20 protein-coding genes are annotated in these 22154 nt (G+C 74.1%); 8 read left to right on the forward strand and 12 right to left on the reverse strand.

All coding sequences use genetic code 11. The features are described from left to right. The first annotated feature begins 15 nt into the window (after positions 1–15). A complete protein-coding gene (locus tag ACH427_RS09580) occupies positions 16–453 on the forward strand; it encodes a glutaredoxin domain-containing protein (protein ID WP_398868866.1) in 438 nt (145 codons plus the stop codon). Between the two features lie 53 nt (positions 454–506). Here ACH427_RS09580 and ACH427_RS09585 read toward each other — a convergent pair whose 3' ends face one another. Further along, the gene (locus tag ACH427_RS09585) at positions 507–950 is read right to left on the reverse strand and encodes a hypothetical protein (protein ID WP_398868867.1); all 444 of its coding nucleotides are present in this window, start codon (positions 948–950) and stop codon (positions 507–509) included. Continuing rightward, positions 947–2071: a molybdopterin-dependent oxidoreductase gene (locus ACH427_RS09590; protein ID WP_398868868.1), complete on the reverse strand. Its 1125-nt coding sequence runs from the start codon at positions 2069–2071 to the stop codon at positions 947–949. Before ACH427_RS09590 ends, ACH427_RS09585 begins: the two co-directional genes overlap by 4 nt. 113 nt (positions 2072–2184) lie before the next feature. On the opposite strand from ACH427_RS09590, the gene ACH427_RS09595 reads away from it, so the two are divergent. From ACH427_RS09595 to ACH427_RS09605, 3 genes are read left to right on the forward strand one after another with little or no spacing between them, the layout of a single operon-like run. Further along, the gene (locus tag ACH427_RS09595; RefSeq protein ID WP_398868869.1) at positions 2185–3645 is read left to right on the forward strand and encodes a glycosyltransferase 87 family protein; all 1461 of its coding nucleotides are present in this window, start codon (positions 2185–2187) and stop codon (positions 3643–3645) included. Positions 3646–3690: 45 nt separating this feature from the next. Continuing rightward, the gene (locus tag ACH427_RS09600; RefSeq protein WP_398868870.1) at positions 3691–6096 is read left to right on the forward strand and encodes an ABC transporter; all 2406 of its coding nucleotides are present in this window, start codon (positions 3691–3693) and stop codon (positions 6094–6096) included. A 50-nt stretch (positions 6097–6146) separates the two neighbouring features. Then, the gene (locus ACH427_RS09605) at positions 6147–7010 is read left to right on the forward strand and encodes an Fpg/Nei family DNA glycosylase (RefSeq protein ID WP_398868871.1); all 864 of its coding nucleotides are present in this window, start codon (positions 6147–6149) and stop codon (positions 7008–7010) included. Between the two features lie 11 nt (positions 7011–7021). Here ACH427_RS09605 and ACH427_RS09610 read toward each other — a convergent pair whose 3' ends face one another. Together ACH427_RS09610 and ACH427_RS09615 are read right to left on the reverse strand one after the other, a co-directional pair. Then, positions 7022–8470: an amino acid permease gene (locus ACH427_RS09610; RefSeq protein WP_398868873.1), complete on the reverse strand. Its 1449-nt coding sequence runs from the start codon at positions 8468–8470 to the stop codon at positions 7022–7024. 93 nt (positions 8471–8563) lie between these two features. Continuing rightward, positions 8564–10909 carry a GH92 family glycosyl hydrolase gene (locus ACH427_RS09615; RefSeq protein WP_398868874.1) on the reverse strand — a complete coding sequence of 782 codons (2346 nt, stop codon included), beginning with the start codon at positions 10907–10909 and terminating at the stop codon, positions 8564–8566. Positions 10910–11105: 196 nt separating this feature from the next. Here ACH427_RS09615 and ACH427_RS09620 point away from each other — a divergent pair, with 196 nt between their 5' ends. Beyond that, complete coding sequence (locus ACH427_RS09620; RefSeq protein WP_398868875.1) at positions 11106–11825, forward strand: (2Fe-2S)-binding protein; 720 nt, start codon at positions 11106–11108, stop codon at positions 11823–11825. On the opposite strand, the gene ACH427_RS09625 is transcribed toward ACH427_RS09620, so the two are convergent. Next, positions 11756–12451, reverse strand: a complete 696-nt coding sequence (locus tag ACH427_RS09625) for a PAS domain-containing protein (protein WP_398868876.1) — start codon at positions 12449–12451, stop codon at positions 11756–11758. The genes ACH427_RS09620 and ACH427_RS09625 overlap by 70 nt on opposite strands. Before the next feature lie 271 nt (positions 12452–12722). Between ACH427_RS09625 and ACH427_RS09630 the strand changes: the two genes are divergently transcribed. Together ACH427_RS09630 and ACH427_RS09635 are read left to right on the forward strand one after the other, a co-directional pair. Next, entirely contained in the window at positions 12723–13766 is a 1044-nt protein-coding gene (locus tag ACH427_RS09630; protein ID WP_398868877.1) for a phosphatidylinositol-specific phospholipase C domain-containing protein, read from the forward strand. Between the two features lie 104 nt (positions 13767–13870). Further along, entirely contained in the window at positions 13871–14086 is a 216-nt protein-coding gene (locus ACH427_RS09635; RefSeq protein WP_398868878.1) for a dodecin, read from the forward strand. An 84-nt stretch (positions 14087–14170) separates the two neighbouring features. On the opposite strand, the gene ACH427_RS09640 is transcribed toward ACH427_RS09635, so the two are convergent. Genes ACH427_RS09640 through egtA form a run of 5 tightly spaced genes read right to left on the reverse strand, consistent with a single transcriptional unit; the run spans position 14171 to position 19014 of the window. Continuing rightward, a complete protein-coding gene (locus tag ACH427_RS09640) occupies positions 14171–14656 on the reverse strand; it encodes a universal stress protein (protein WP_398868879.1) in 486 nt (161 codons plus the stop codon). After that, positions 14653–15627, reverse strand: a complete 975-nt coding sequence (gene egtD, locus ACH427_RS09645; RefSeq protein WP_398868880.1) for an L-histidine N(alpha)-methyltransferase — start codon at positions 15625–15627, stop codon at positions 14653–14655. The genes ACH427_RS09640 and egtD overlap by 4 nt, the downstream gene beginning before the upstream one ends. Further along, positions 15624–16406, reverse strand: coding sequence for an ergothioneine biosynthesis protein EgtC (gene egtC / locus ACH427_RS09650; protein WP_398868882.1), 783 nt, complete (start codon positions 16404–16406; stop codon positions 15624–15626). Before egtC ends, egtD begins: the two co-directional genes overlap by 4 nt. Next, positions 16406–17734, reverse strand: coding sequence for an ergothioneine biosynthesis protein EgtB (gene egtB, locus ACH427_RS09655; RefSeq protein ID WP_398868883.1), 1329 nt, complete (start codon positions 17732–17734; stop codon positions 16406–16408). Before egtB ends, egtC begins: the two co-directional genes overlap by 1 nt. Next, entirely contained in the window at positions 17731–19014 is a 1284-nt protein-coding gene (gene egtA / locus ACH427_RS09660) for an ergothioneine biosynthesis glutamate--cysteine ligase EgtA (RefSeq protein ID WP_398868884.1), read from the reverse strand. The genes egtB and egtA overlap by 4 nt, the downstream gene beginning before the upstream one ends. A gap of 156 nt (positions 19015–19170) precedes the next feature. Here egtA and ACH427_RS09665 point away from each other — a divergent pair, with 156 nt between their 5' ends. Then, positions 19171–20472 (forward strand): cytochrome P450, encoded by a 1302-nt coding sequence (locus tag ACH427_RS09665; RefSeq protein ID WP_398868885.1) that lies wholly within the window; start codon positions 19171–19173, stop codon positions 20470–20472. On the opposite strand, the gene ACH427_RS09670 is transcribed toward ACH427_RS09665, so the two are convergent. Together ACH427_RS09670 and ACH427_RS09675 are read right to left on the reverse strand one after the other, a co-directional pair. After that, complete coding sequence (locus tag ACH427_RS09670; RefSeq protein WP_398868886.1) at positions 20450–21205, reverse strand: hypothetical protein; 756 nt, start codon at positions 21203–21205, stop codon at positions 20450–20452. The genes ACH427_RS09665 and ACH427_RS09670 overlap by 23 nt on opposite strands. Positions 21206–21275: 70 nt before the next feature. Next, positions 21276–22049, reverse strand: a complete 774-nt coding sequence (locus ACH427_RS09675) for a hypothetical protein (RefSeq protein ID WP_398868887.1) — start codon at positions 22047–22049, stop codon at positions 21276–21278. Between the last annotated feature and the right edge of the window lie 105 nt (positions 22050–22154).

The following is a 22154-nucleotide window of genomic DNA, read 5'->3' on the forward strand; positions in this document are numbered from 1 at the left end:
GTAGCCTTTGTCGTCATGACACGCGCCTGGATCTTGCCGATACTGCTGGTGCTCTGCGGCTCAGTCCTCGCGGCCGGGCTGGTCTTCAGCGGGACTGCCGGCACAGCCGCTGCGGTCCTGCTGGTGTCTGTGCTGCTCGCAGGCGTGAACTCGCCTCTGGTCTTCCCGAGGTCGATCGGTGCGCTGGAGGCACAGAGCCGCAGCGCGGCCGACAGTCGGCCGGTCGTGTTCTGGCGGCCCGGCTGCAAGTACTGCTTCCGGCTGCGCATCCGGCTGGGCCGCAGCGCTCGCCAGCTGCACTGGGTCGACATCTGGCGCGACCCCGCTGGAGCCGCAGCGGTGAGGGCAGCCAACGACGGCAACGAGACCGTGCCGACCGTTATCGTGGCGGGCCAGCCGCACACCAACCCCGACCCTGCATGGGTGCGTGAACAACTCTCCCGTCCCGAATGATCGGAAGCGACGCCTCCTCAACCTTCGTCTGCACAAGCTGAGAACACCACGCGTCAGCGCGGTCCGGAGTCCGGGGGCTCGTCCCCGGTTTCGGGGAGGGGCAGGGTGGGGGAAGAACGCCACCACCTCACCGCCCCCGCCAAAGCCCCCACCCCCACCGTCACGGACACACAAACAGCCCAGTCGAGCGGATAGTTCAGCGGCAGCACCGACGCGTTCTGCACCGGCCCCGGCCGGAAGAGGACCGGGAGCGAGACCGCCGTCAGAGCCGCGCCCACCAGCAGCGTCCCCCGTACGACGCCCCGCACCGGACCGCGGGCCAGAGCGAAGCCCACCGCCAGGGTGACCGGCACCACCACGCCGTCGTGCACGAGAAGCACGCCCAGCAGCCACTTCGCCACCTCCACCGGATCTTGCGGCTGTGTGCCGAAGAGCAGGGCCCACACTCCCGTGGCCATCAGGGCGAGACCCAGCGCGCCCGCGAGGATCCGTGTCACAGCGCCTCCATCCGGGCGACCCACTTCGTCTGGAGCACGCCCGGACGGTTCGGGGCGATGACGCGGGCGGGGTAGCCGTGGTCGAGGGAGAGCACCCGGCCGTCCAGGCGCAGGGCGAGGAGGGTGAGCGGGTCGCGGGCGTACGTGTGCGGCATCATCATCACGCGGTAGCCGCCATGGGCCTCCAGCGACGTCACCCGGATCAGGGCGCCGGGCGGCGCGCCCGCCCGGTCCAGGAGGTCGCGGACCCGTACGCCCGTCCAGCGCGCCGACTTGCTCCACCCCTCCACGCACGCGATGGGCAGGGTCACCTCCCGCTGCGGCAGGGCGCGCAGCTCGTCCAGCGTCAGCTCGTACGGGCGCGGGCCGTCGACCCGCAGCCGCCAGTCCCGCACGGTCGCGGTGGTCACCCTGGCCAGCGCGGCGGTCCGGTTGACGGGCAGGCCCTGCGCGCCGTGGTCGGGGTGGCGGGGCGCCAGCAGGTCCAGCGCGCCCAGCGGGGTGAACGACTGCCCCACCGTCGTCACCGTCACCGCGCCGGCCGCCACGCCCACGGCCGTCAGCAGCGACCGCCGGTCGACGGCGTCCCCGGCGGGCAGCGCCAGGGTGCCCGCCGACCGGCGCCGCCAATGCGCCTTGATCTCCGGGGCTTTGACGGTGACGTGCAGCACGACGGAGCCCATCAGCACCCAGCCCACCGCGAAGTGCACGGGCACGAAGGAGAACGCGTACGGATACCACTGCGCCGTGTTGAGCAGCCCCGACATCAGCTCGAACAGGGCCGTCGCCACCAGCACCGCCACCGACACCCGCTCCAGCGCGTGCCGCACCGACCGCACCACCGGCCGGGCGAACAGCCGCGGGTAGACCGTCCACAGCTTCGCCAGCAGCAGGGGCACCGCGGCGATGCCGCTCGCCACGTGCAGCCCCTGGCTCACCCGGTATCCCCACCGGGGGCGGCTGGGCAGGATGCCGGCCAGCGCGCCCGGCTGCTGGAGGACGTGACTGATCAGCCCGGTCACGAAGCACACGGCCACCGCCACCCCCAGCCAGCGGCCGAGCGCGGTCGCGGTGCGGGCGTCGTGAAGCCGGCCGCGGAAGGACGGCAGGAGGAGTCTCATGGCTCCATCAGACCGCGTGCGACCCCCTCCAGGGCGTGATTCACACCTTACGAAACGCGGACGCCCGCGCAGGTCCCAGGGCCGCGGCGGGTTCCCGGTGCCAGGGTGGGAGCGTGCAGAACCGTACCGCCGTCGCCGTCACCTCCGCCCTGCTCGCCGCCCTCGTCGCGGTCCTCGCCACCGCCGTCCGCGGTGACGCCTACTTCACGGACCCGGCCGCCCTCACCGGCTTGTACGCGGCCGCCTGGGCGCTCTTCGCCGCGGCCGCCTGGTCCCTGCGCTCGGTGTCCGCCCGGCACGTCGTGCCCCTGGTGCTGGCCGGTTCGGTCGCTGTCGCCGCCACCGGACTGCTCGCCGAACCCCGCACCAGCTCGGACGCCTTCCGCTACGTCTGGGACGGGCGGGTGCAGGCCGCGGGCATCTCCCCGTACGACCACGCACCGGCCGACCCCGCGCTCGCGCACCTGCGCGACCCCTGGCTCTTCCCTCAAGGCGCCCAGTGCGAACGGCCGGAGCGCTTCCGTATCGCCCCGGACACCGGGCAGGGGACGTGCACGCGCATCAACCGGCCCTACGTGCACACCATTTACCCGCCCGTCGCCGAGGGCTATTTCCTCCTCGTCCACGCACTGTCCCCGCCCGGCACCCGCCACAAGCCCTTCCAGGTGGGCGGCGCGCTGCTCGCCGTGGCGACCTCGGGGCTGCTGCTGTACGCGCTGCGCAGGCGCGGCGCCGGCCGGGCCGCCGCCTACTGGGCGTGGTGCCCGGCGGTCGCCGTCGAAGCGGTCAACAACGCCCACGCCGACGCGCTGAGCGTGCTGTTCACCGTCGCCGCCTTCACCGTCGTCGCCGACCGCCGCAGGCTCGGCGGCGCCCTGCTCGGCGCGGGCATCGCCACCAAACTGCTGCCCGCCGTCACCCTGCCGGGGGCGCTGAGCGGCCTCGCCGCACGAGGTTCCGGGCGTGGCCGCCCGCGGGAGGCGCTCGCCGTGCTGCTGCCCGCCACGGCCGTCGTCGCCCTCGGCTATCTGCCCTACATCCTCGTCTCGGACAGCTCCGTCCTCGGCTACCTGAGCGGCTACACCCAGGAGGAGGGCTACGACGACGCCACCGTGAAGAACCGCTACGCCCTCCTGCGCCTGCTGCTCCCCGACTCCTGGGCCCTGCCCGCCACGCTCGTCGTGCTGGCCGCGGTCGTGGCATACGTGCTCCGGCGCGGCGATCCCGGGCGGCCGTGGCGCGGCGCGCTGCTGGTCACGGGGACGGCGTTCCTGCTGCTGACACCGGGCTACTCCTGGTACGCCCTGCTCCTCGTCGGCCTGGTGGCTCTCGACGGGCGGTGGGAGTGGCTGGGCGTCGCGGTGGCCGGGGCCGCCAAATACATCGGCGGCCGGGCCGCGGCGGACCCCAACCTGCTCGGGACGACCGCCTACGCGGTGGCCGCCCTGATGGTGGCCGGAGGCTGGGCGCTGCGCCGCCGCGCGGCCGCCGCCACCGGCCGGGCCGCGCCCGGGGCCACCGACCCGGCCCGGCTGACCGCCCCCCACCGCGAACCGGAACCCCCACGCCCATAAAATCGGGGCGAAACGTACGGCGCCGACCCGCGGAGAGCACCCCCGATGACGACCCCTGAAGGCGGCGCGCACGACCCCTACGTCCGGGTCCGCGGCGCGCGCGAGCACAATCTGCGGGCCGTCGACGTCGACATCCCGCGCGACGCCCTCGTCGTCTTCACCGGCGTCTCCGGCTCCGGGAAGTCCTCACTGGCCTTCGGCACCGTCTACGCCGAGGCCCAGCGGCGCTACTTCGAGTCCGTGGCCCCGTACGCCCGCCGGCTCATCCACCAGGTGGGCGCGCCCAAGGTCGAGGAGATCAGCGGGCTGCCGCCCGCCGTCGCCCTCGAACAGCGCAGGTCCGCGCCCACCTCCCGGTCCTCCGTCGGCACCGTCACCACCCTCTCCAACTCCCTGCGCATGCTCCTCTCCCGCGCGGGCACCTACCCCGAGGGCGCCGAGCGGCTGGACTCCGACGCCTTCTCGCCCAACACGGCCGCCGGGGCGTGCCCGGAGTGCCACGGCCTCGGCCAGGTCCACCGGGTCACCGAGGAATCGCTGGTCCCCGACCCCTCGCTGTCCATCCGCGACGGCGCGATCGCCGCCTGGCCGGGTGCCTGGCAGGGCAAGAACCTCCGCGACATCCTCGGCGCCCTCGGCCACGACCTCGACCGGCCCTGGCGCGAACTGCCGCGGGCCGACCGCGACTGGATCCTCTTCACCGACGAACAGCCCGTCGTCACCGTCCACCCCGTGCGCGACGCCGACCGCATCCAACGCCCCTACCAGGGCACCTATATGAGCGCCAAGCGCTACGTCCTGCACACCGTCGCCGACTCCAAGAGCGCCTCCCTGCGCGCCCGCGCCGAGCGGCACCTCGTCAGCGGCCCCTGCCCGGTGTGCGCCGGCCGGCGGCTGCGGCCCGAGGCGCTGGCCGTCACCTTCGCCGGGCGCGACATCGCCACGCTCGCCGCCCTCCCGCTCGCGGACCTCGCGCGGACCCTGCGCCCGGCGTGCGAGGGCGACGGCGTGGCCGCCGCCCTCGCCACCGACCTCGTCGCCCGCATCGAGGTGCTCACCGAACTCGGCCTGGGCTACCTCGCCACGGACCGGCCCACCCCCACTCTCTCCGCGGGCGAGCTCCAGCGGCTGCGGCTCGCCACCCAGCTGCGCTCGGGCCTCTTCGGTGTCGTCTACGTCCTGGACGAGCCCTCGGCGGGGCTCCACCCCGCCGACAGCGCCGCGCTGCTCACCGTCCTTGACCGGCTGAAGGCCGCCGGGAACTCGCTGTTCGTCGTCGAGCACCACCTGGACGTCGTACGCCGCGCCGACTGGATCGTCGACGTCGGACCGCGGGCCGGCGAACACGGCGGCGAGGTCCTCTACAGCGGGCCCGTCGCCGGGCTGGCCGGCGTGCCCGGCTCCGCGACCCGCCGCTTCGTCTTCCCCGACGGCGCGGCGCCCCGGGGCCGTACGCCCCGCGAACCCGCCGGCACGCTGCGGCTGCGTGGCGTCACCCGGCACAACCTCCAGGGCCTCGACGTCGACTTCCCCCTCGGCGTCTTCACCGCCGTCACCGGCGTCTCCGGCTCGGGCAAGTCGACCCTGGTCGGACAGGCCCTCGCGGAGAGCGTGACCGCCCACCTGGCGGGCGAGGCGGTCACCGGCGCCGAGGGGCTGGAGGCCGTCCACCGCCTCGTCACCGTCGACCAGAAGCCGATCGGCCGCACGCCGCGCTCCAACCTCGCCACGTACACGGGCCTGTTCGACGCCGTGCGCAAGGTCTTCGCCGCCACCGACGAGGCCCGCGCCCGCGGCTACACCGTGGGCCGCTTCTCCTTCAACGTCACCGCCGGGCGGTGCGAGGTCTGCCAGGGCGAGGGCTTCGTCGCCGTCGAGCTGCTCTTCCTGCCCGGCACATACGCCCCGTGCGCCGCGTGCCGGGGCGCGCGCTACAACCCCGAGACGCTGGAGATCACCTATCGCGGCGCGAACATCGCCGTGGTCCTCGACCTGACCGTCGACGCCGCGGCGGACTTCCTCGCCGACGTGCCCGCCGCGGCCCGTGGCCTGCGCACGCTCCAGGAGGTCGGCCTCGGCTACCTGCGCCTGGGCCAGCCCGCCACCGAACTCTCCGGCGGCGAGGCCCAGCGCATCAAACTCGCCACGGAACTCCAGCGCACCCGGCGCGGCCACACGCTCTACGTCCTCGACGAGCCCACCACCGGCCTCCACCCGGCCGACACCGAACTGCTGCTGCGGCAGCTGCACGGGCTGGTCGACGCGGGCAACTCCGTGGTGGTCGTGGAGCACGACATGACGGTGGCCGCGGGCGCGGACCACGTCATCGACCTGGGGCCCGGCGGCGGCGACGCGGGCGGCCGCGTGGTGGCGGCGGGTCCGCCGCCCGAGGTGGCCGGGACACCGGACAGCGCGACCGCGCCCTACCTCAGGGCGGCGCTGCGGCGGTGACCCGGGCCCGGCCGGGTTGCCGCGCCCCGGGGCTGCGGCAGACTGGACCCATGCCGGAGCTGCCCGAGGTCGAAGCCCTGGCCGGGTTCCTCGCCGAGCACCTCGCCGGACGGACGGTCGAGCGGGTGCTTCCGGTGGCCGTGTCCGTCCTCAAGACGTACGACCCGCCGCTGAGCGAGGCCGAGGGGCGGGAGGTCACCGCCGTGCGGCGGTACGGCAAGTTCCTGGACCTGACCACCGACGGCGGCCCGCACCTGGCCTTCCACCTCGCCCGCGCGGGCTGGCTGCGCTGGCACGACCGCCTCCCCGAGGCCCCGCCGCGCCCCGGCAAGGGCCCGCTCGCGCTGCGGGTCCGCCTCACCGACGGCGCGGGCTTCGACCTCACCGAGGCGGGCACCCAGAAGCGGCTCGCCGTCCACTGCGTCCGCGAGGCCGGCGACGTACCCGGCATCGCCCGGCTCGGACCCGACCCCCTCGCGCCGGACTTCACCCGCGACGCCTTCGCCGCGCTGCTCCGCGACGAGCGGCGGCGGCTCAAGGGCGTCCTGCGGGACCAGAGCGTGATCGCGGGCATCGGCAACGCCTACTCCGACGAGATCCTGCACGCCGCCCGGATGTCCCCGTTCAAGCTGGCCGCGAGCCTGACGGAGGAGGAGACCACCGCCCTCTACGAGGCGCTCGGCAGCACCCTGCGCGCCGCCGTCGAGCGGGCGCGCGGCCACGCGGCGGCCGACCTCAAGGCGGAGAAGAAGAGCGGGCTGCGGGTGCACGGGCGCACCGGGCAGCCCTGCCCGGTCTGCGGCGACACGATCCGCGAGGTGTCGTATCGCGACTCCTCGCTCCAGTACTGCCCCACCTGCCAGACGGGCGGCAAACCGCTCGCCGACCGGCGGCTGTCCCGCCTGCTGAAGTAGCCCGCCCGCGATCAGTCCTGGGGAATGCCCCGCGCGTCCGCGTGGGCCAGTTCGGAGTGCTTGTAGGAGTACGTGAAATAGACGACCATCCCCACCGCGAACCAGACCGCGAACCGCACCCACGTCTGCCACGCCAGATAGGTGATCAGCCAGATCGACGCCGCGACCCCGATCGCCGGCACCACCGGCACCCAGGGGCAGCGGAAGGAGCGCGGCAGGTCCGGGCGCTTGTGGCGGAGCACGATCACCGCCGTGCACACCACCGCGAACGCCAGCAGGATGCCGATGTTGGTCAGCTCGGCCGCCTCGCCGATCGGCACGAGCCCGGCGATGGCCGCGGAGGCCACGCCCACGATCCACGTCACGCGCGTCGGCACGTGCCGCGTCGGGTGCGTCTTGGCGAACCACTTGGGCAGCAGCCCGTCCCGGCTCATCGCGAACCACACACGGGTGACGCCCAGCATGAACGTGAACATGACGGTGAGGATGCCGATGATCGCGCCGACCGCGATGACGTCCGCGATCCCGTCCAGCCCCACCGACTTGAAGGCCGTGGAGAAACCGCTCTTCTTGTCGATGTCCTGGTAGCTCTGCATGCCCGTCAGCACCAGGCAGGCCAGCACGTACAGCACCATCGAGATGCCCAGCGAGTAGAGGATCGCCCTGGGCATGTGGCGCTGCGCGTCCTTGGACTCCTCGGCGGCCGTGGACATGGCGTCGTAGCCGAAGACGGCGAAGAAGACCGTGGCCGCGCCCGTGAAGGCGCCGCTGATCCCGAATGGGAAGAAGGGTGTGTAGTGGGACGACTTCACATGGAAGAAGCCCACGACGACCACCAGCAGGACCACCATGACCTTCAGGCCCACCACGATCGTCTCGAAGCGCGCCGCGTTCCTCATCCCCATGGTGAGCAGCCAGGCGATCAGCAGGCACAGCGCCGCGGCGAACAGGTCGATCCGGTGCCCGGTCCCGGTGCCCGGCGCGCCCAGCATCCAGGTGGGCAGCTTCGCGTTCGTCTCCCCGAGCAGGAAGTTGATGTAGCCGGAGATGCCGATGGCCACCACCGCGACGATCGCCGTGTATTCGAGCAGCAGGTCCCAGCCGATGAACCAGCCGCCGATCTCCCCGAGCACGGCGTAGCCGTACGTATAGGCCGAGCCGGCCCGGGGGATCAGGCCCGCGAACTCCGCGTAGGAGAAGGCCGCCGCCGCGCTCGCCAGGCCCGCGATGAGGAAGGACACCAGCACCGCGGGGCCTGCCACGCCATTGGCGATGGTCCCCGCGAGGCTGAAGATGCCCGCGCCGATGATGCCGCCGACGCCGATGGCCGTGAGCTGCCACACCCCGAGCGACCGGGTCAGCCGCTGGGCCGGGCCGCCGCCCTCGACGGTCTCCGCCTCTTCGATGGTCTCGATCGGTTTGCGGCGCAGTACGCCCTGACCCGCGCGGAGCCTGGCCATGTGTCATGTCCTCTCGTCGACCCTGACGGGGTCGGACATCATCGCCGAGCGGGGGCGGCTTCGGAAGTCGCCGCCCCGCGCCGGTCCCCGGGTTCAGCCGATGGCGGGCGCCACGGCCGATGGCGCCGTGCCCCAGCGCGAGGGCGTACCGCCGACGGTGAAGTCGAGCCGGGAGGCGTCCTTGAGCTGCGCGGTCGTCAGATAGGTGCGGTCGTGGGGCGAGCCGTCGAGACGGACGGACCGGATGTAGCGGTCGGTGTCCGAGGTGCCCGGCGCGGTCACGGTCAGCCGCCCGCGCGGGTACCAGCGCGGGTCCAGCCGCAGGTCCACCCGGTCGAACACCGGAGTGCTCAGGCCCCAGGTGTCCGCGCCCGGCTGCACCGGATAGACGCCGATGGCGGAGAGGACCATCCACGCGGACATGGTGCCCAGGTCGTCGTTGCCCGTCATGCCGGCCGGGGTGTCGGTGAAGAGAGTGAGCGCGGCGTGCACCACGTCCGTGGTCTGCCACGGCCGGCCGGTGGAGAGGTAGGTGTACGGCGCGATGAGGTCGGGCTCGTTCTGCGGGTTGTACTTGTCGGCGTTGTAGTAGTCGTACGGTCCGTTGACCCACACCTCGCGGGCGGTGCGCGCCGGGTCCTTCAGCAGCCGGTCGTAGGCGAAGAAGGAGTCGAGCCGGGCGTTCGCCTTCTCCGCGCCGCCGATCAGCCGCACCATGCCCGGCAGGTCCTGCGGGACCAGCCACTGGTACTGCCAGGCCGTGCCCTCGTGGAAGCCGACGCTCTTCGCCGGGTCCGCCGGGCCGGTGAAGGCGCCCTTGCCGTCGCGGGCGCGGAAGAAGCCGGTCGACGGGTCGTGGACGTTGCGGTAGTTCCGGGCGCGCTCGGCATAGCGCTCGGCGTCCGCGCGGTGGCCCAGGCCGCGGGCCATCTTCGCGAGGGCAGCGTCGGCGAGCGCGTACTCCAGGGTCGCCGACGCGCCCTGCTGGTAGTCGGAGTCGCCGGGCTTCTCCTTGGGGCGGTCCGGCAGATAGGGCACGTAGCCGTTCTTGATGTACTCGGCGTTGCCGTCCCGGCCGGCGTAGGGGGAGGCGGCGGGCGGCACCCCGTCCGCGTTCTTCTTCAGCGCGCGGTACGCCTCCTCCTCGTGGCCCGCGAGCAGCCCGGCCTGATAGGCGTTGGTGAGGTACGGGGTCACCGGGTCGCCGGTCATGATGTTCGTCTCGACCGTGCCGTAGCCCCACTTGGGCAGCCAGCCGCCGTCGCGGTCGACGCGCAGCACCGACAGTGCCATGTCCCGCGCCTCACGCGGCGCGAGCAGCGCGAGCAGCTGCGCCTGGGTGCGGTAGGTGTCCCACAGCGACCAGTTCTGGTAGTAGGTGAACCCCTCGGCGCGGTGCGGCTGCTGGTCCCAGCCGGTGTAGCGGCCGTCGGCGTCGCTGCCGATGTTGGGGGAGAGGAAGGCGCGGTAGAGCGAGGAGTAGAAGGTGCGCCGCAGCGCCCGGCCGCCGCCCCGGGCCCGGACGTCGGACAGCCGCCGCTCCCAGGCCGCGCGCGCCTGGCGCGCGGTGCGGTCGAAACCGCCGCTCTCCGCGCGGAGGTTGCCCTCCGCGCCCGCGGCGTCGACGTAGCTGATGGCGGTCGTGGCCTCGACGGTCCGGTCGTGGGTGGTGTCGAAGCGCACCCACGCGCCGTTGCGCCCGGTGGAGGTGGAGAGCCTGGAGCCCGGGGTGATCCGGTCGCCGTTCCAGGTGCCGAAGCCGGTGAAGGGGCGGTCGAAGCGGGTGACGGTGTGCAGGGTGTAGGGGCGGGTGTCCTGGCAGAAGCCCCGGCCGGTGATGGTGGAGCGGACCGTACGGGAGTCCACGACCTCGACGGTGGTGGACACCGTCCGGTGCAGCGACTGGCCCGTGTTGAGCAGGACGTTGGCCTTGTCGGTCGAGGGGAAGGTGTAGCGCTGGACGCCGGTCCGCTCGCTCGCCGTCAGCTCCGCGGTGATGCCGCCGTACGAGGAGAGCCCGACCTTGTAGTAGCCGGGCCGGGACCGCTCGTCGCTGTGGCTGAACGCCGCCGCGTAGCGGGCGTTGTCCGTGCGGGTCACCTCGCCGGTGGTGGGCAGCACGGGCAGGTCGCCGCCGATGCGGCAGCCGACGCCGGACAGGTGCACGGCGCTGAAGCCCCGGATGTGGCCGTCCTTGTAGTCGTAGCCGGTGCTGTGCCCGGTGTCGGGGGACAGCTGCACCATCCCGAACGGCACGGCGGCGCCGGGGAAGGTGTTGCCCTCGTTCTGGGTGCCGATGAACGGGTTCACCAGGCCGGTGAGGTCGTCGTCGGCCGCCACGGCCCGCTGCGGGGGTACGAGCGCCGCCCCGGCCAGCGTCGCCGCGAAGGCGAGCGCGGCGGCGCCGGCGCGCAGCCGCAGGTGTGCGGTCCATCTCATCGTCCACGCCCCTCGTCTGACGCGTCATATGACCTGACATCGTTGTCAACGCCGAGGGTATCGAGAGGTTGACGTGCTGTCATGATGTCCGGCGCGCCTGGTGTGGCGATCCCCGGCCCACCAGACGCGTGCGGCGGCGGGCCGTGAAAGGCTGGCGGTGCCCCTGCCCGCCCGCAGAACGGAGCCGCCTCCGCCCATGAACCTCCGCGAACTCGCTTCCGTGGGGCCCTTCTTCGCCCTGCGCACCGACGACGACCCCGGCGGCGCGGGGGAGGAATACCTGCCCCTGGCGGCCCGGACCGAGGAGGCCGTGCGGCGCAGGGTGGCGACCGTGGCGGACCGGCTGGGGACGGCGGACCGGCGGGTGGCCGCGTCCGTCGCCTACCAGGGCATCGCCGGCCGGCTGCTGTCCGTGGCCCTCGGCTCAGCCGTGCTCACCGGCCGCGTGCCCGACCTCGCCGACGGCCGGCTCCGCTGGCATCCCGCGCGCCCGGCCCCCGACGACCTGTGGCTGCCCGCGCCCGCCGCCCTGCCGCCCGCCGCCGACCTGGCGGACCAGGTGCGCGACCATGTCCTGGCCGGCCCGCTGACCACCCTGCACGCCACGACGCGCGCCGTCGTCCCCGTCTCTAGCCGGCTGCTGTGGGGCAACGCCGCCTCGTCGCTCGCCGGATCGCTGCGGGTGCTGCACGCGTGGTGCCGCGAACGGCACCGGCCCGAGGAGGCGGCCCGCGCGCTCGCCCTGACGCGCGCGCTGCTCGACGCGCCGCCCCTGAGCGGCACCGGCACCCTGACCGCCCCCGCGCCGGGCGGCCCGGCCTTCGCCCGCACCACCTGCTGTCTGTACTACCGCGTCCTGCCCGGCGGGATGTGCGGCGACTGCGTGCTGCGGCACGCGCCCCGCGCCGCCCGCTGAGGCGCCGGGGCGGGCGGCCACTCCCGCGTGGACAGCACCCCGAGGACGTACGCCTTCGCCACCAGCGCCGTGCGGTTGGGCACCCGCCAGCGCCGGGTGAGCCTGGTCAGGTGGTAGTTGACGCCGTCCACGGTCAGGCCGACGGCCTTGCCGATGGCGGCGGTCGTGGCCCCGGCGGCGGCCAGCGCGAGGATGTTCCCCTCCACCACGCTGACCTCCGCCATCGGCTCCACCGGCCGGTGGGAAGGATCCGTCCGTACGCGCAGGATCGCCAGCAGCATCGAGCTGGCGGGGAAGGCGTCGCCCACCGGGTCCACCAGCAGCTCGCCCTCCCGCTCGATCCCCTCCGCGCCGGTCACCCAGCGCACCTCGATCGGGTGACGGGGCCGGCGGCCCAGCCGCAGCGCCTCGATGTGCCGGTCGAGCCGGCCGATGGCACGCGGCCGGAACAGCTCCTGGAGGTTGCGGCCGCGCAGTCTGCCGGGCGCCGTGCCCCACTCGGCGGCCATGGCGGGGTTGGCGACCGTCACCTCGCCGTCCGCCCGGCAGACCGCGATCGGCGTCGGGATCCGGTCGAGCAGCAGCAGAAAATGGTTGCGCCAGCTGGTGTATTCCTCGCCGCCCATGTCCGCACCGGCCCCTCGCTCGTTCCACGCCCGTCCAAGGGCCCGTCCAGTGCTTGCCCGGCGGGGCCCTTGTGGGAGCGTCGAGCTTCCCACCACTGCAGGATCGTGCAGTTCTGTATACGAGTGGGTGAGCTCATTTGCGTGCCGCGCACGAGGTCCCGGGGCAGGCGTCCGCCCTGTCCCGCACACCGGCCCCCCTGAACCCCGCACGTGATCCAGTAACCTGCTGGTCGCTCGCGCGCTGCGCGGGACCGACGAAAGCGGTGGGGACATGCGAACGGGCATACGTGCGGGAACGATTGCGGTCGTCGCGGCGGCCACGGCGGCCGTCACGGCCGCACCGGCCGGGGCGGGGACGACGGCGGGGCGGGCGGCCTACTCCGCCACCACCTCGGTCGGGGTGCACAACGCCTACGAGACGGCGAAGTACCCCTATTTCGCCGACGCCCTCGACTCGGGCGCCTCCCTCCTCGAACTCGACGTCTGGACCAACGGCCTCGGCGGCCGCTCCTTCCGCGTCTCGCACGCCAACCCGCTCGCGAACAACAACAATTGCGAGGGCGCCGCCGCCCCCGCCGAGCTGCGTACGAAGGCCCGCAACCAGCCCCTCTCCGGCTGCCTCGCCGACATCCGGGCCTGGCACGACGCGCACCCCGGCCACCGGCCCGTCCTGCTCAAGGTGGAGATGAAGGACGGCTTCAACGCCGACAGCGGCCGCGGGCCGGCCGAGCTGGACGCCCTCCTCGGCGAGAGGCTCGGCGACGCCCTCTACCGCCCCGCCGACCTCGCCGGGAAGCACGCCACGCTCGACGAGGCCGTACGCGCCGACGGCTGGCCGGACCGCTCCGCGCTCGCGGGCAAGTTCGTCGTGGAGCTGATCCCCGGCACGGTGGAGGAGAAGAACCCCGCCGACCGGCTGTGGACCGACCGGGAGTACGCGACGCACCTGCGGGACCTCGCCGCCGCGGGCCGGCTCCGGCAGGCGGGCGCCTTCCCGGCCGTGCACGGCGCGGTGCCGGGCGATCCCCGCGCGCGGTACGCCGACCCCACGATCCGCCCGTGGTTCGTCCTCTTCGACGGGGACGCGGCCACGTACACCGACGGGAAGATCGACACGGCCTGGTACGACAGCCGCCACTACCTCGTCGTCATGACCGACGCGCACAAGGTGCCGCCCGCCATCGACATCACCCGCCCCACGGAGGCCCAGGCCCGGGAGAGGGTCGCCCTCCTCGCGAAGGCCCACGCCAGCTTCGCGACGGCCGACTGGTATCCGCTGCCGCGGGTGCTGTCGTCGGTGGTGCCGCGCGGCTGACCCCGGCCCGCCGCGCCTTCCAACGGCCGCGCTCGCCTCGCGGGGTGGCGCGCGGTGGGTCACGGTGGGGGTGTCCGGACCGTTCCACGCCTGGAGCCTGTGCCATGACCCACCACACGTATCGCGTGACCGAGATCGTCGGCTCGTCCCCGGACGGCGTCGACGCCGCCGTCCGCAACGGCCTCGGGCGGGCGTCCCAGACGCTGCGCAACCTCGACTGGTTCGAGGTCACGCAGATCAGGGGGCATCTGACGGAGGGCGGGGTCGGCCACTACCAGGTGGGCCTGAAGGTGGGCTTCCGGCTGGACGACGGCGACTGAGACGGCGGCGACTCAGACGTCGGGGACTGAGGCGACGGCGACCGAGACGGCGGGGACCGGGACGGGCGGGGACGCGGGCGGCCGCTACGGGACCACCGTCACCGGCCAGCGGCCCGCCTTCACCAGGCGGACCGCCACCGAGCCGATGATCCGGTGACCGGCCTGCTCCGACGCGCCCACGATCACCGCGTCCGCCGTGAGCTCGTCCGCCGCCTTGACCAGACCGGCGTAGGGGTCGCCGCGGAACGTGTGGAACTCCCACCGCATCTCGTGGATCCCCCGCACCCGGTCCGTGGCCGCGCGGATCTCGGCGAGCAGTTCCTCGGCCACCTCTTCCGTCGCCTCCGCCACCGGGGCCCCGAGCGCCGCGCCGCCCGCCAGCACCGGCTGGACGTAGACGATCGCCAGCAGCGCGTTCTGCCGACGGGCCAGCCCGGCCGCGTAGGCGGCGGCGCGCCACGACGTGTCGGAGCCGTCGACACCGACGACGATCACCTTGGGGCCATCGGTGCCGCGCTCGAAGCCCGCCGGGATGCCTTCGCCGCGCCGCTGGTTCTTCTCCTCGTTCACACCGCGAGGCTAACCGGCACGGACAGCGACAGTGCGAAGCGCCCCTGCTCGTCGGTCCACCAGCGGCGCAGTTCCAGCCCCGCGGCCGCCAGCTCCGCCCGCACCCCCTCGTGGCGGAACTTCGCCGAGATCTCCGTCCGCAGCTCCTCCCCCTCCTCGAAGTGCACCGCGAGGTCCAGCGCGGGGATCTTCACCACGACGGCGCTACGGGCCCGCAGCCGCATCTCGATCCACTCCCGCCGCTCGTCCCAGACGGCGACGTGGTCGAAGTCCGCGGGGTCGAAGTCGGCGCCGAGCTCACGGTTGACGACGGCGAGGACGTTCTTGTCGAACTCGGCCGTCACCCCCGCGGCGTCGTCGTAGGCGGCGACCAGCGTCCGCTCGTCCTTGACCAGGTCCGTGCCCAGCAGGAACGCGTCACCGCGCGCCAGCCCGGACCGCACCGCGCCGAAGAAGACCGCCCGCTCCTCCGGCTGGAGATTGCCGATCGTGCCGCCGAGGAAGGCGAGCAGCCGGGGGCCGGGCGTCTCCGGCAGCGCCAGGCCGTACTGGAAGTCGGCGACGAGGGCGTGCACGGTCAGGCCGGGGTTCTCGGCGAGCAGCGTGCGTGCCGCGCCCTCCAGGGCGCTCGCGCTGACGTCGACGGGCACGTAGTGGTCGATGGAGGGCAGCGCCGAAAGGAGGTGGCGGGTCTTGTCGGAGGAGCCGGAGCCCAGCTCCACCAGCGTCCGCGGCCGCACGACCTCGGCGATCCCGGCGGCCCGGGTGAGCAGGATCTCCCGCTCGGCGCGCGTCGGGTAGTACTCGGGCAGCAGGGTGATCGCGTCGAACAGCTCGCTGCCGCGGGCGTCGTAGAACCACTTCGGGGGGAGCGCCTTGGGCGTACGGGTCAGCCCGGTCGCGACGTCCGCGCGCAGGGCGGCGGCGGTCGCGTCGGCGGGAAGGGTGCGGGTCAGGGCGAACGGACTCACAGAACGGGCTCCTTGAGCGCGGAGTGCGGGGCGAGCGGGGAGAGGGGCGACAGCGCGACGCCGGCGCGGGTGGCGGTGAGCAGGGTGCGGTCGGGGACCTCGGTCCAGGCGGGGTCGTCGTCGTAGGGCTCGGAGGCGACGACGGTCCGCCCCGCGCGGTCGCGAAGGCACCACAGCGAGTCGCCCCACGCGGTCGCCGCGATGGCCGCCCCGTCGGTGAGCAGCAGGTTCAGCCGGGAGCCGGGGGCGGCGCCGGAGAGGGCCGCGACCGCGCCCGCGAGGGCGGGCCCCGGGGCCGCGCCCTCGCGCAGCCGGTGCTCGACCAGCGCCCAGACGAACGCCGAGTCGCACCGCGCCGCCAGCCGCAGCAGCGCGCCCGGGGGCAGCAGGGCGGTGAGCGCGGCGACGGAGTCCGGCCAGCCGGCCAGCGCCCCGTTGTGGCTGAACAGCCAGGGCCCGGAGGAGAACGGCGCGGTCGCCGCCTCCCCGTCGGCGTCCGCCTCGGTGGCGTCCCGCACCGAGGCGAGCAGCGCCTCGGTGCGCACCACCCGGGCGAGGTCGGCGAACGTCTGGTCGCCCCACACCGGCCCGGCCCGCCGGTAGCGCGCGGGCACGGGGTCGCCCGGCGCGTACCACCCGATGCCGAAGCCGTCCGCGTTGACCGTGCCGTGCCGCTGCCGGCGGGGCGCCCACGACTGGCGGACGAGCGAGTGCGGCGGCTCGGCCACGGTCGCGCCGAGCGGGGACTCCGGCCCCAGGACCGCGAGATGGCGGCACATCAGGACGGCTCCGCGTCACGGGCCGTACGGAACCCGGCGAAGATCTGCCGGCGCACCGGCAGGTCCCAGTTGCGGAACGTGCCCCGGCAGGCGACCGGGTCGACGGCGAAGGACCCGCCGCGCAGCACCTTGTGGGCGCTGCCGAAGAACACCTCCGAATACTCGCGGTAGGGAAAGGCCCGGAAGCCCGGATACGGCAGGAAGTCGCTCGCCGTCCACTCCCACACGTCACCGATCAGCTGCCGCACGCCCAGCGGCGAAGCGCCCGCCGCGTACGCCCCGACCGGTGCCGGGCGCAGGTGGCGCTGGCCGAGGTTGGCGTGGGCCGGGGCGGGGTCCTCGTCGCCCCAGGGGTAGCGGCGCGAGCGGCCCGAGGCCGCGTCGTGGCGGGCGGCCTTCTCCCACTCGGCCTCGGTGGGCAGCCGCCGCCCGGCCCAGGCGGCGTAGGCCGCCGCCTCGTACCAGCTGACGTGCAGCACCGGTTCGTCCGGCGGCACGGGCTCCACGACCCCGAACCTCCGTCGCACCCAGGCCGTGCCCTCGCGCCGCCAGAACAGCGGCGCGGCCAGCCCCTGGGCGCGCACCTGCTCCCAGCCCTCGGGCAGCCACCAGCGCGGGTCGGTGTAGCCGCCGTCCTCGATGAACCGCAGATAGGCGCCGTTGCTCACCGGCAGGGTGTCGAGGAAGAAGGGCGGCACCGAACGGGTGTGGGCGGGCCGTTCGTTGTCCAGGGCCCAGGGCTCGGTGGAGGTGCCCATCGTGAACGGGCCGCCCTCGATACGGACCTCCGCGGGCAGCAGGCCCGCGTCCGGCGCCGCGGGCGGCGGCTCGGGCGCGGTGAGGGCCGCCGGGCCCCGCCGCAGCTGATGGGTGATCAGCATGGTCTCGTCGTGCTGCTGTTCGTGCTGGGCGATCATGCCGAAGGCGAAGCCGGACTCCACCAGCGGGGCGCCGCGCAGCGTGGTGGTGTCCAGCAGGTCGAGGACCCGGCCGCGTACGTCCGCGACATAGCCCCGCGCCTCCGCGGGCGGCAGCAGCGGCAGCGCCGGGCGCCGGGCCCGCGGGTGCTCGAACGCGTCGTACACCGAGTCGATCTCCGGGCGCAGCGCCGCGCGGCCGCCCACCGCGCGCAGCAGCCACTGCTCCTCCTGGTTGCCGATGTGCGCGAGGTCCCAGACCAGCGGGGACATCAACGGGGAGTGCTGGGCGAGGAGTTCGGCCTCGTCCACGCAGCCGGTGAGCTGCCCTGTGCGCTCGCGCGCCGTGACAAGGGCGGTCACGGCGCGCTCCCGGAGCGCTTCGGGGTCCGGCGCGGTGCTGCTGGTCATGTGCGGTTCTCCTTGCCGATGACGTGGTCGAGGACGTCGTCGGCGGGACATCGCCGCCGGTCGACATAGCGCGCGGTGAAGGAGTCGACGGCGGCCAGGACGCGGGGCGGCGCGCCCAGCCGGGGCAGCGCCTCGCGAGCGGCGGCGAAGCAGGTGACGGCGGCCCCGTGCAGTTCGGGGTCGGCGAGACCGTGGCGCGCCGCGTTGCGCCACAGGGCGTTGCGCGGCGCCGGCTCCGGGCCGGCGGTGTCCGCGAGGGCCTTCACCGCGCGATAGGCGGTCTCGGCGGCCACCGGGTCGTCGAAGAGCGCCGCGGTCACGGCGAGCGGCACCAGCCAGCCGTCCTCCCCGGGCTGGGCGTCGATCATGCGCAGTTCCAGGTGGCCCCGCGGCCGCACCGGCGGGAACAACGTTGTCAGGTGATAGGCGACGTCATCGGCCGTCACCGGCCGGGGCCGCCCCGAGCGCACCCAGCCCCGCAGGTCCAGGCCCGCGGGCGACCGCCAGGACGCGGCGTCGCCCGACGGCACGCACATCACCGGGGCGTCCAGCGCGTACCGCGCCCAGGCCGCGCGCGGCTCCATCGTCTCGTCCGGGGCCAGGGTGCGCCCCGGGTCCATCCGCGTGTACGTGGCCTGCCTGCTGGAGCGCCAGCCGGTCGGGCGGCCCAGGTGCAGCGGGGAGTTGGCGAACGCGGCCAGCAGCACCGCGCCCAGCAGGTGCGCGAGCCGCCACCGCCGCCCGAACCCCAGCGGTCCCGGCTCCTCGAAGCCCGCGTCCACGCACACCTGCACGGACGCCGTCCGGCACATCACGGTGCGCCCGGCGCCGTTCAGACGGTCGTAGTGGGCCTCCATCGCGTCGTAGCGCGGTGTGTCGAGGACGCGGCGGGGCAGGTGCCAGGGGTCCTGGCCGTAGCCGGCGAGGACGAGGCCGAGGTCGCGCAGTGCGGGCCTGGCGAGGGCGAGATCGGCGGAGACCTCCGTCACGCAGGAGGCGAGGGACTCCGCGGGCCGGGAGCTGAACTCCACCTGGCCACCGGGTTCGACCGTGAGCAGGGATTTCAGCGGCAGGGTCCGCAGCCGGTCGACGGCGGCTGCCAGCAGGGCCGCGGGGACGGGGCGGGCGGGATCGCGAAGATCGTGGACGAGCCATTCCAGTTCGACGCCCAGGCGCCTCGGTGGCCCGGTCTTGAAGCAGATCCCCCGCACGAGCGCGTCCACTTCCGCTTCGCCGACGACATGGGCGGCGCCCGCCCTGCCGGACTCGGTGTCGGTCACGGTCCGTACCTCCGTCCGTTTCCCGCTTCCTGCTCTCGTTCCCTGTCCGCGTGCGGTCAAATCGTCCCGCTCGCGCGGCACCATGGGCGCAGGTGTCCCTCCGACATTGTGGCGATCCCTTGACGCGCCCGCCAGAGGAGGGCGTACGGTCCCGGGGTGACCGCACCCGAGGTGACCTCCGATGTCTTCCTCCCCGGCACCTACGCCCGCGGAGTGCCCTACGCCCGCTTCCGCGAGCTGCGGGCGAGCGCTCCCGTCAGCTGGATCGGGGAACCGGCCGTGGGCCCCTGGCCGGCGGGCCCCGGCTACTGGGCGGTCTTCCGGCACGCCGACGTCAAGACGGTGCTGCGCACCCCGGAGATCTACTCCTCGCACCTGGGCGCGACCCAGCTCCGCGACCCCGGCACCGCGGAGGAGCTCGCGTTCGTCCGGGCCATGATGCTCAACCAGGACCGGCCCGGCCACGCCCGGCTGCGCCGCATCGTCGCCTCGGCCTTCACCGCGCGGGCCGTCCGGGAGCTGGAGTCCGTCATCGAGGCCCGCGCGGTGGCGCTCGTCGACGGCGTCGCCGGGCGGGGCGCGGCGGACTTCGTGGAGCTCACCGCGGACCTGCCCGTGCGGACCCTCGCCCACCTCATGGGGGTGCCGGACGAGGACCGGCTGCTGCTGTACGACTGGTCGAACCGCGTCATCGGCTATCAGGACGCCGACCACGCGGAGTCCAGCACCGCCGACCCCGGGACGCTGAGCCCGATGGGCCGCGCGGCCCTCGCCCACCGCCCGCCGGGGCGCACGCGGCCCGACGGCAGCATGATCGGCCATCGGTCGCGCGAGGGGCTCGCCGACATGTTCGCCTACGCCCACGCGCTGGCCGACGAGGTCCGCCCCGGCAGCGTGCTGGCCCGCATGTGCGAGGGTGGCCTGACCCGCGACGAGTTCGAGACGATGTTCTTCCTCTTCGTGGTGGCCGGGAACGAGACGCTGCGCAACGCCATCCCCGGCGGGCTGCTCACCCTCCTCGACCACCCCGCGCAGTACGAGCTCTTCCGGACCGAACCCGCCACGACGGACACGGCGGTGGAGGAGGTGCTGCGCTACTGGCCGCCCGTCATCGACTTCCGGCGCACCGCCACCCGCGACACCGAACTGGCCGGGGTGCGCATCCGGCGCGGCGAGAAGGTCGTCGTCTATCACGCCTCCGCCAACCGCGACGAGAGCGTCTTCCCCGACCCCGACCGCTTCGACATCACCCGCACGCCCAACGACCACGTCAGCTTCGGCTACGGCCCGCACTTCTGCCTGGGCGCCCACCTGGCGCGCACCCAACTGCGGGCCATGCTGCGGGCGGCCGTCGACCGGCTGCCCGGACTGGAGCTCGCGGGCGAACCGGTGCGGCTGACGTCCAATCTCCAGAACGGGCTCAAGCGACTGCCGGTCAGGTGGCGAACATGTCCGTGAACGGGCCGACGGCGTCCGACACCTCGTGGCCGAAGGGCGTGTTGAAGTCCCAGATCAGGAAGAGCAGGAAGGCGATCATCGCGCTGTAGACACCCGCGAGCAGCAACTCGCGCGGGGAGCGCCGGATCTGGAGGGTGAAGATCAGCCCGACGGCGACCACGGCGCCCCCGATCAGCCCGAACCACACCACGCCCGGCATGGTGTCGTTCGCGTTCTGCGCCCGCGCGGAGCGCGCGGCGTCCGCGGCCCCCACCTGGTCCAGCAGCGGCTGGTAGGACTGCGTCTCGTGGTCGTCGCGCGGTACGTACGACGTGACGTCCTCCCGCACCTTGGACAGCAACTGCTCGCTGCGGTCGGTGATCTCACCCCGCTTGAGCATCACCGGCCACTCCTTGTGCACCACGTAGCTCACATAGGCGTTGATGTCCTCACGGGTGCGGTCCCGGACCGCGGGCGCGTACGCCTGGACGCGCTCGCTGACCTCGTGCAGGGCCTGGGCCTCCGTGCGGACCCCGTCCTGCGCGGCGTTGCGTGCCTCCCAGACGCCGGCGATGGCCAGGCCGAGCACGATGGCGTACACGACCCCGATCATCATCGTCATGTACTCGATCACGTCGGGCGTCTCGGAGGGGTCGTCGTGCTCGCTCAGCCTGCGTTCCCGGAGCACGGTGATCGTCAGGACGACCGCGCACGCGGCGGCCATCGCGAGGGTCAGGACCAGCCACTCGGCCAAGGGAAACCTCCGGGAAGAGCGGGGGCGGACAAGGGGGGCGGAACAGGGTGCAGACGGCGTGCCGGGCGGGTCAGCCGCGCCCGCCGCCACTGCCACCGCCACCGCCGCCGCGCGGCCGCAGCATGGCGGCGGCGAGCACGGCCGGGGCGGTGAGCACCAGCATGAGCATGACCGGCGAGGAGCCGCCCTGGGCCGGCTTGCCGGCCGCCTGGTGATAGGCGCGGGGCGTGATGTGGGCCGCGGCGATGGCGGGCGTGGGGTTCGGGGGCGGAGGAACAGCCGGGGCCGGGGGTGGCGGCGCCGGTGCCGCGCGCTTCACCGCGACGGGAGCGGGGGCGGGGGCGGACGGCGCGGGAGGAGTGGGCGGAGCGGGCCGAGGCGGTGGGGGAGCCGGTGCCCGGGACGCGGGCCGGGGAGCGGCAGGCGGTACGGGCGGCCGCGGTGCCTCCGGGCAGTCGGCGCTGATCACCGCCGAGCCCTCCGCGCCGCGCGAGAGGACCGTCAGGCAGCCCCGCCCGCGGATGACCACCGACGTGCCCTCGTCGCCACCGCCGCCCGAGACCCGGACCCGCCGGTGGTGTCCGTCGTCGATGACGACCGACGGCGAGAGGTCGCCCGGCCCGTCGCCCGTCACGCGGACCGAGGGCGGGCGGCCGCCGTCGCGCTCACGCTCCGGCGGCGCCGCTGTGCGCGGGGTGCCGGGGACGGCGGTCGCGTGGGACGGGCGCGGCGCGCCCGCCGCCGGCCCGGGGTCACCGTCCGGAGCCGGTGCGCCCGCCGCTGTCGCCAGCACGGCCGCGAAGGTCACCATGCCCGTACGCCCTGCCCGTACCCATCCACTCACGACGCAGATCTTGGCGGTCGCGCGCGCCTTGAGGCCAATTCCCCGGCGCAATCCCTTCGATGGGGTGAAGAACTGTGTGCGTTGTGTGCAGAAACGTAACGCTCA

The organism is Streptomyces sp. NPDC020379 (assembly GCF_044387105.1).
In the GTDB taxonomy this organism is placed as follows: Bacteria; Actinomycetota; Actinomycetes; order Streptomycetales; family Streptomycetaceae; genus Streptomyces.

Coding starts and splice junctions, on each gene's coding strand:
- ACH427_RS09580 (WP_398868866.1), top strand. CDS start 16: ATGACACGCGCCTGGATCTTGCCGATACTGCTGGTGCTCTGCGGCTCA.
- ACH427_RS09590 (WP_398868868.1), bottom strand. CDS start 2,071: ATGAGACTCCTCCTGCCGTCCTTCCGCGGCCGGCTTCACGACGCCCGC.
- ACH427_RS09600 (WP_398868870.1), top strand. CDS start 3,691: ATGACGACCCCTGAAGGCGGCGCGCACGACCCCTACGTCCGGGTCCGC.
- ACH427_RS09605 (WP_398868871.1), top strand. CDS start 6,147: ATGCCGGAGCTGCCCGAGGTCGAAGCCCTGGCCGGGTTCCTCGCCGAG.
- ACH427_RS09610 (WP_398868873.1), bottom strand. CDS start 8,470: ATGGCCAGGCTCCGCGCGGGTCAGGGCGTACTGCGCCGCAAACCGATC.
- ACH427_RS09615 (WP_398868874.1), bottom strand. CDS start 10,909: ATGAGATGGACCGCACACCTGCGGCTGCGCGCCGGCGCCGCCGCGCTC.
- ACH427_RS09620 (WP_398868875.1), top strand. CDS start 11,106: ATGAACCTCCGCGAACTCGCTTCCGTGGGGCCCTTCTTCGCCCTGCGC.
- ACH427_RS09625 (WP_398868876.1), bottom strand. CDS start 12,451: ATGGGCGGCGAGGAATACACCAGCTGGCGCAACCATTTTCTGCTGCTG.
- ACH427_RS09630 (WP_398868877.1), top strand. CDS start 12,723: ATGCGAACGGGCATACGTGCGGGAACGATTGCGGTCGTCGCGGCGGCC.
- ACH427_RS09635 (WP_398868878.1), top strand. CDS start 13,871: ATGACCCACCACACGTATCGCGTGACCGAGATCGTCGGCTCGTCCCCG.
- egtC (WP_398868882.1), bottom strand. CDS start 16,406: ATGTGCCGCCATCTCGCGGTCCTGGGGCCGGAGTCCCCGCTCGGCGCG.
- egtB (WP_398868883.1), bottom strand. CDS start 17,734: ATGACCAGCAGCACCGCGCCGGACCCCGAAGCGCTCCGGGAGCGCGCC.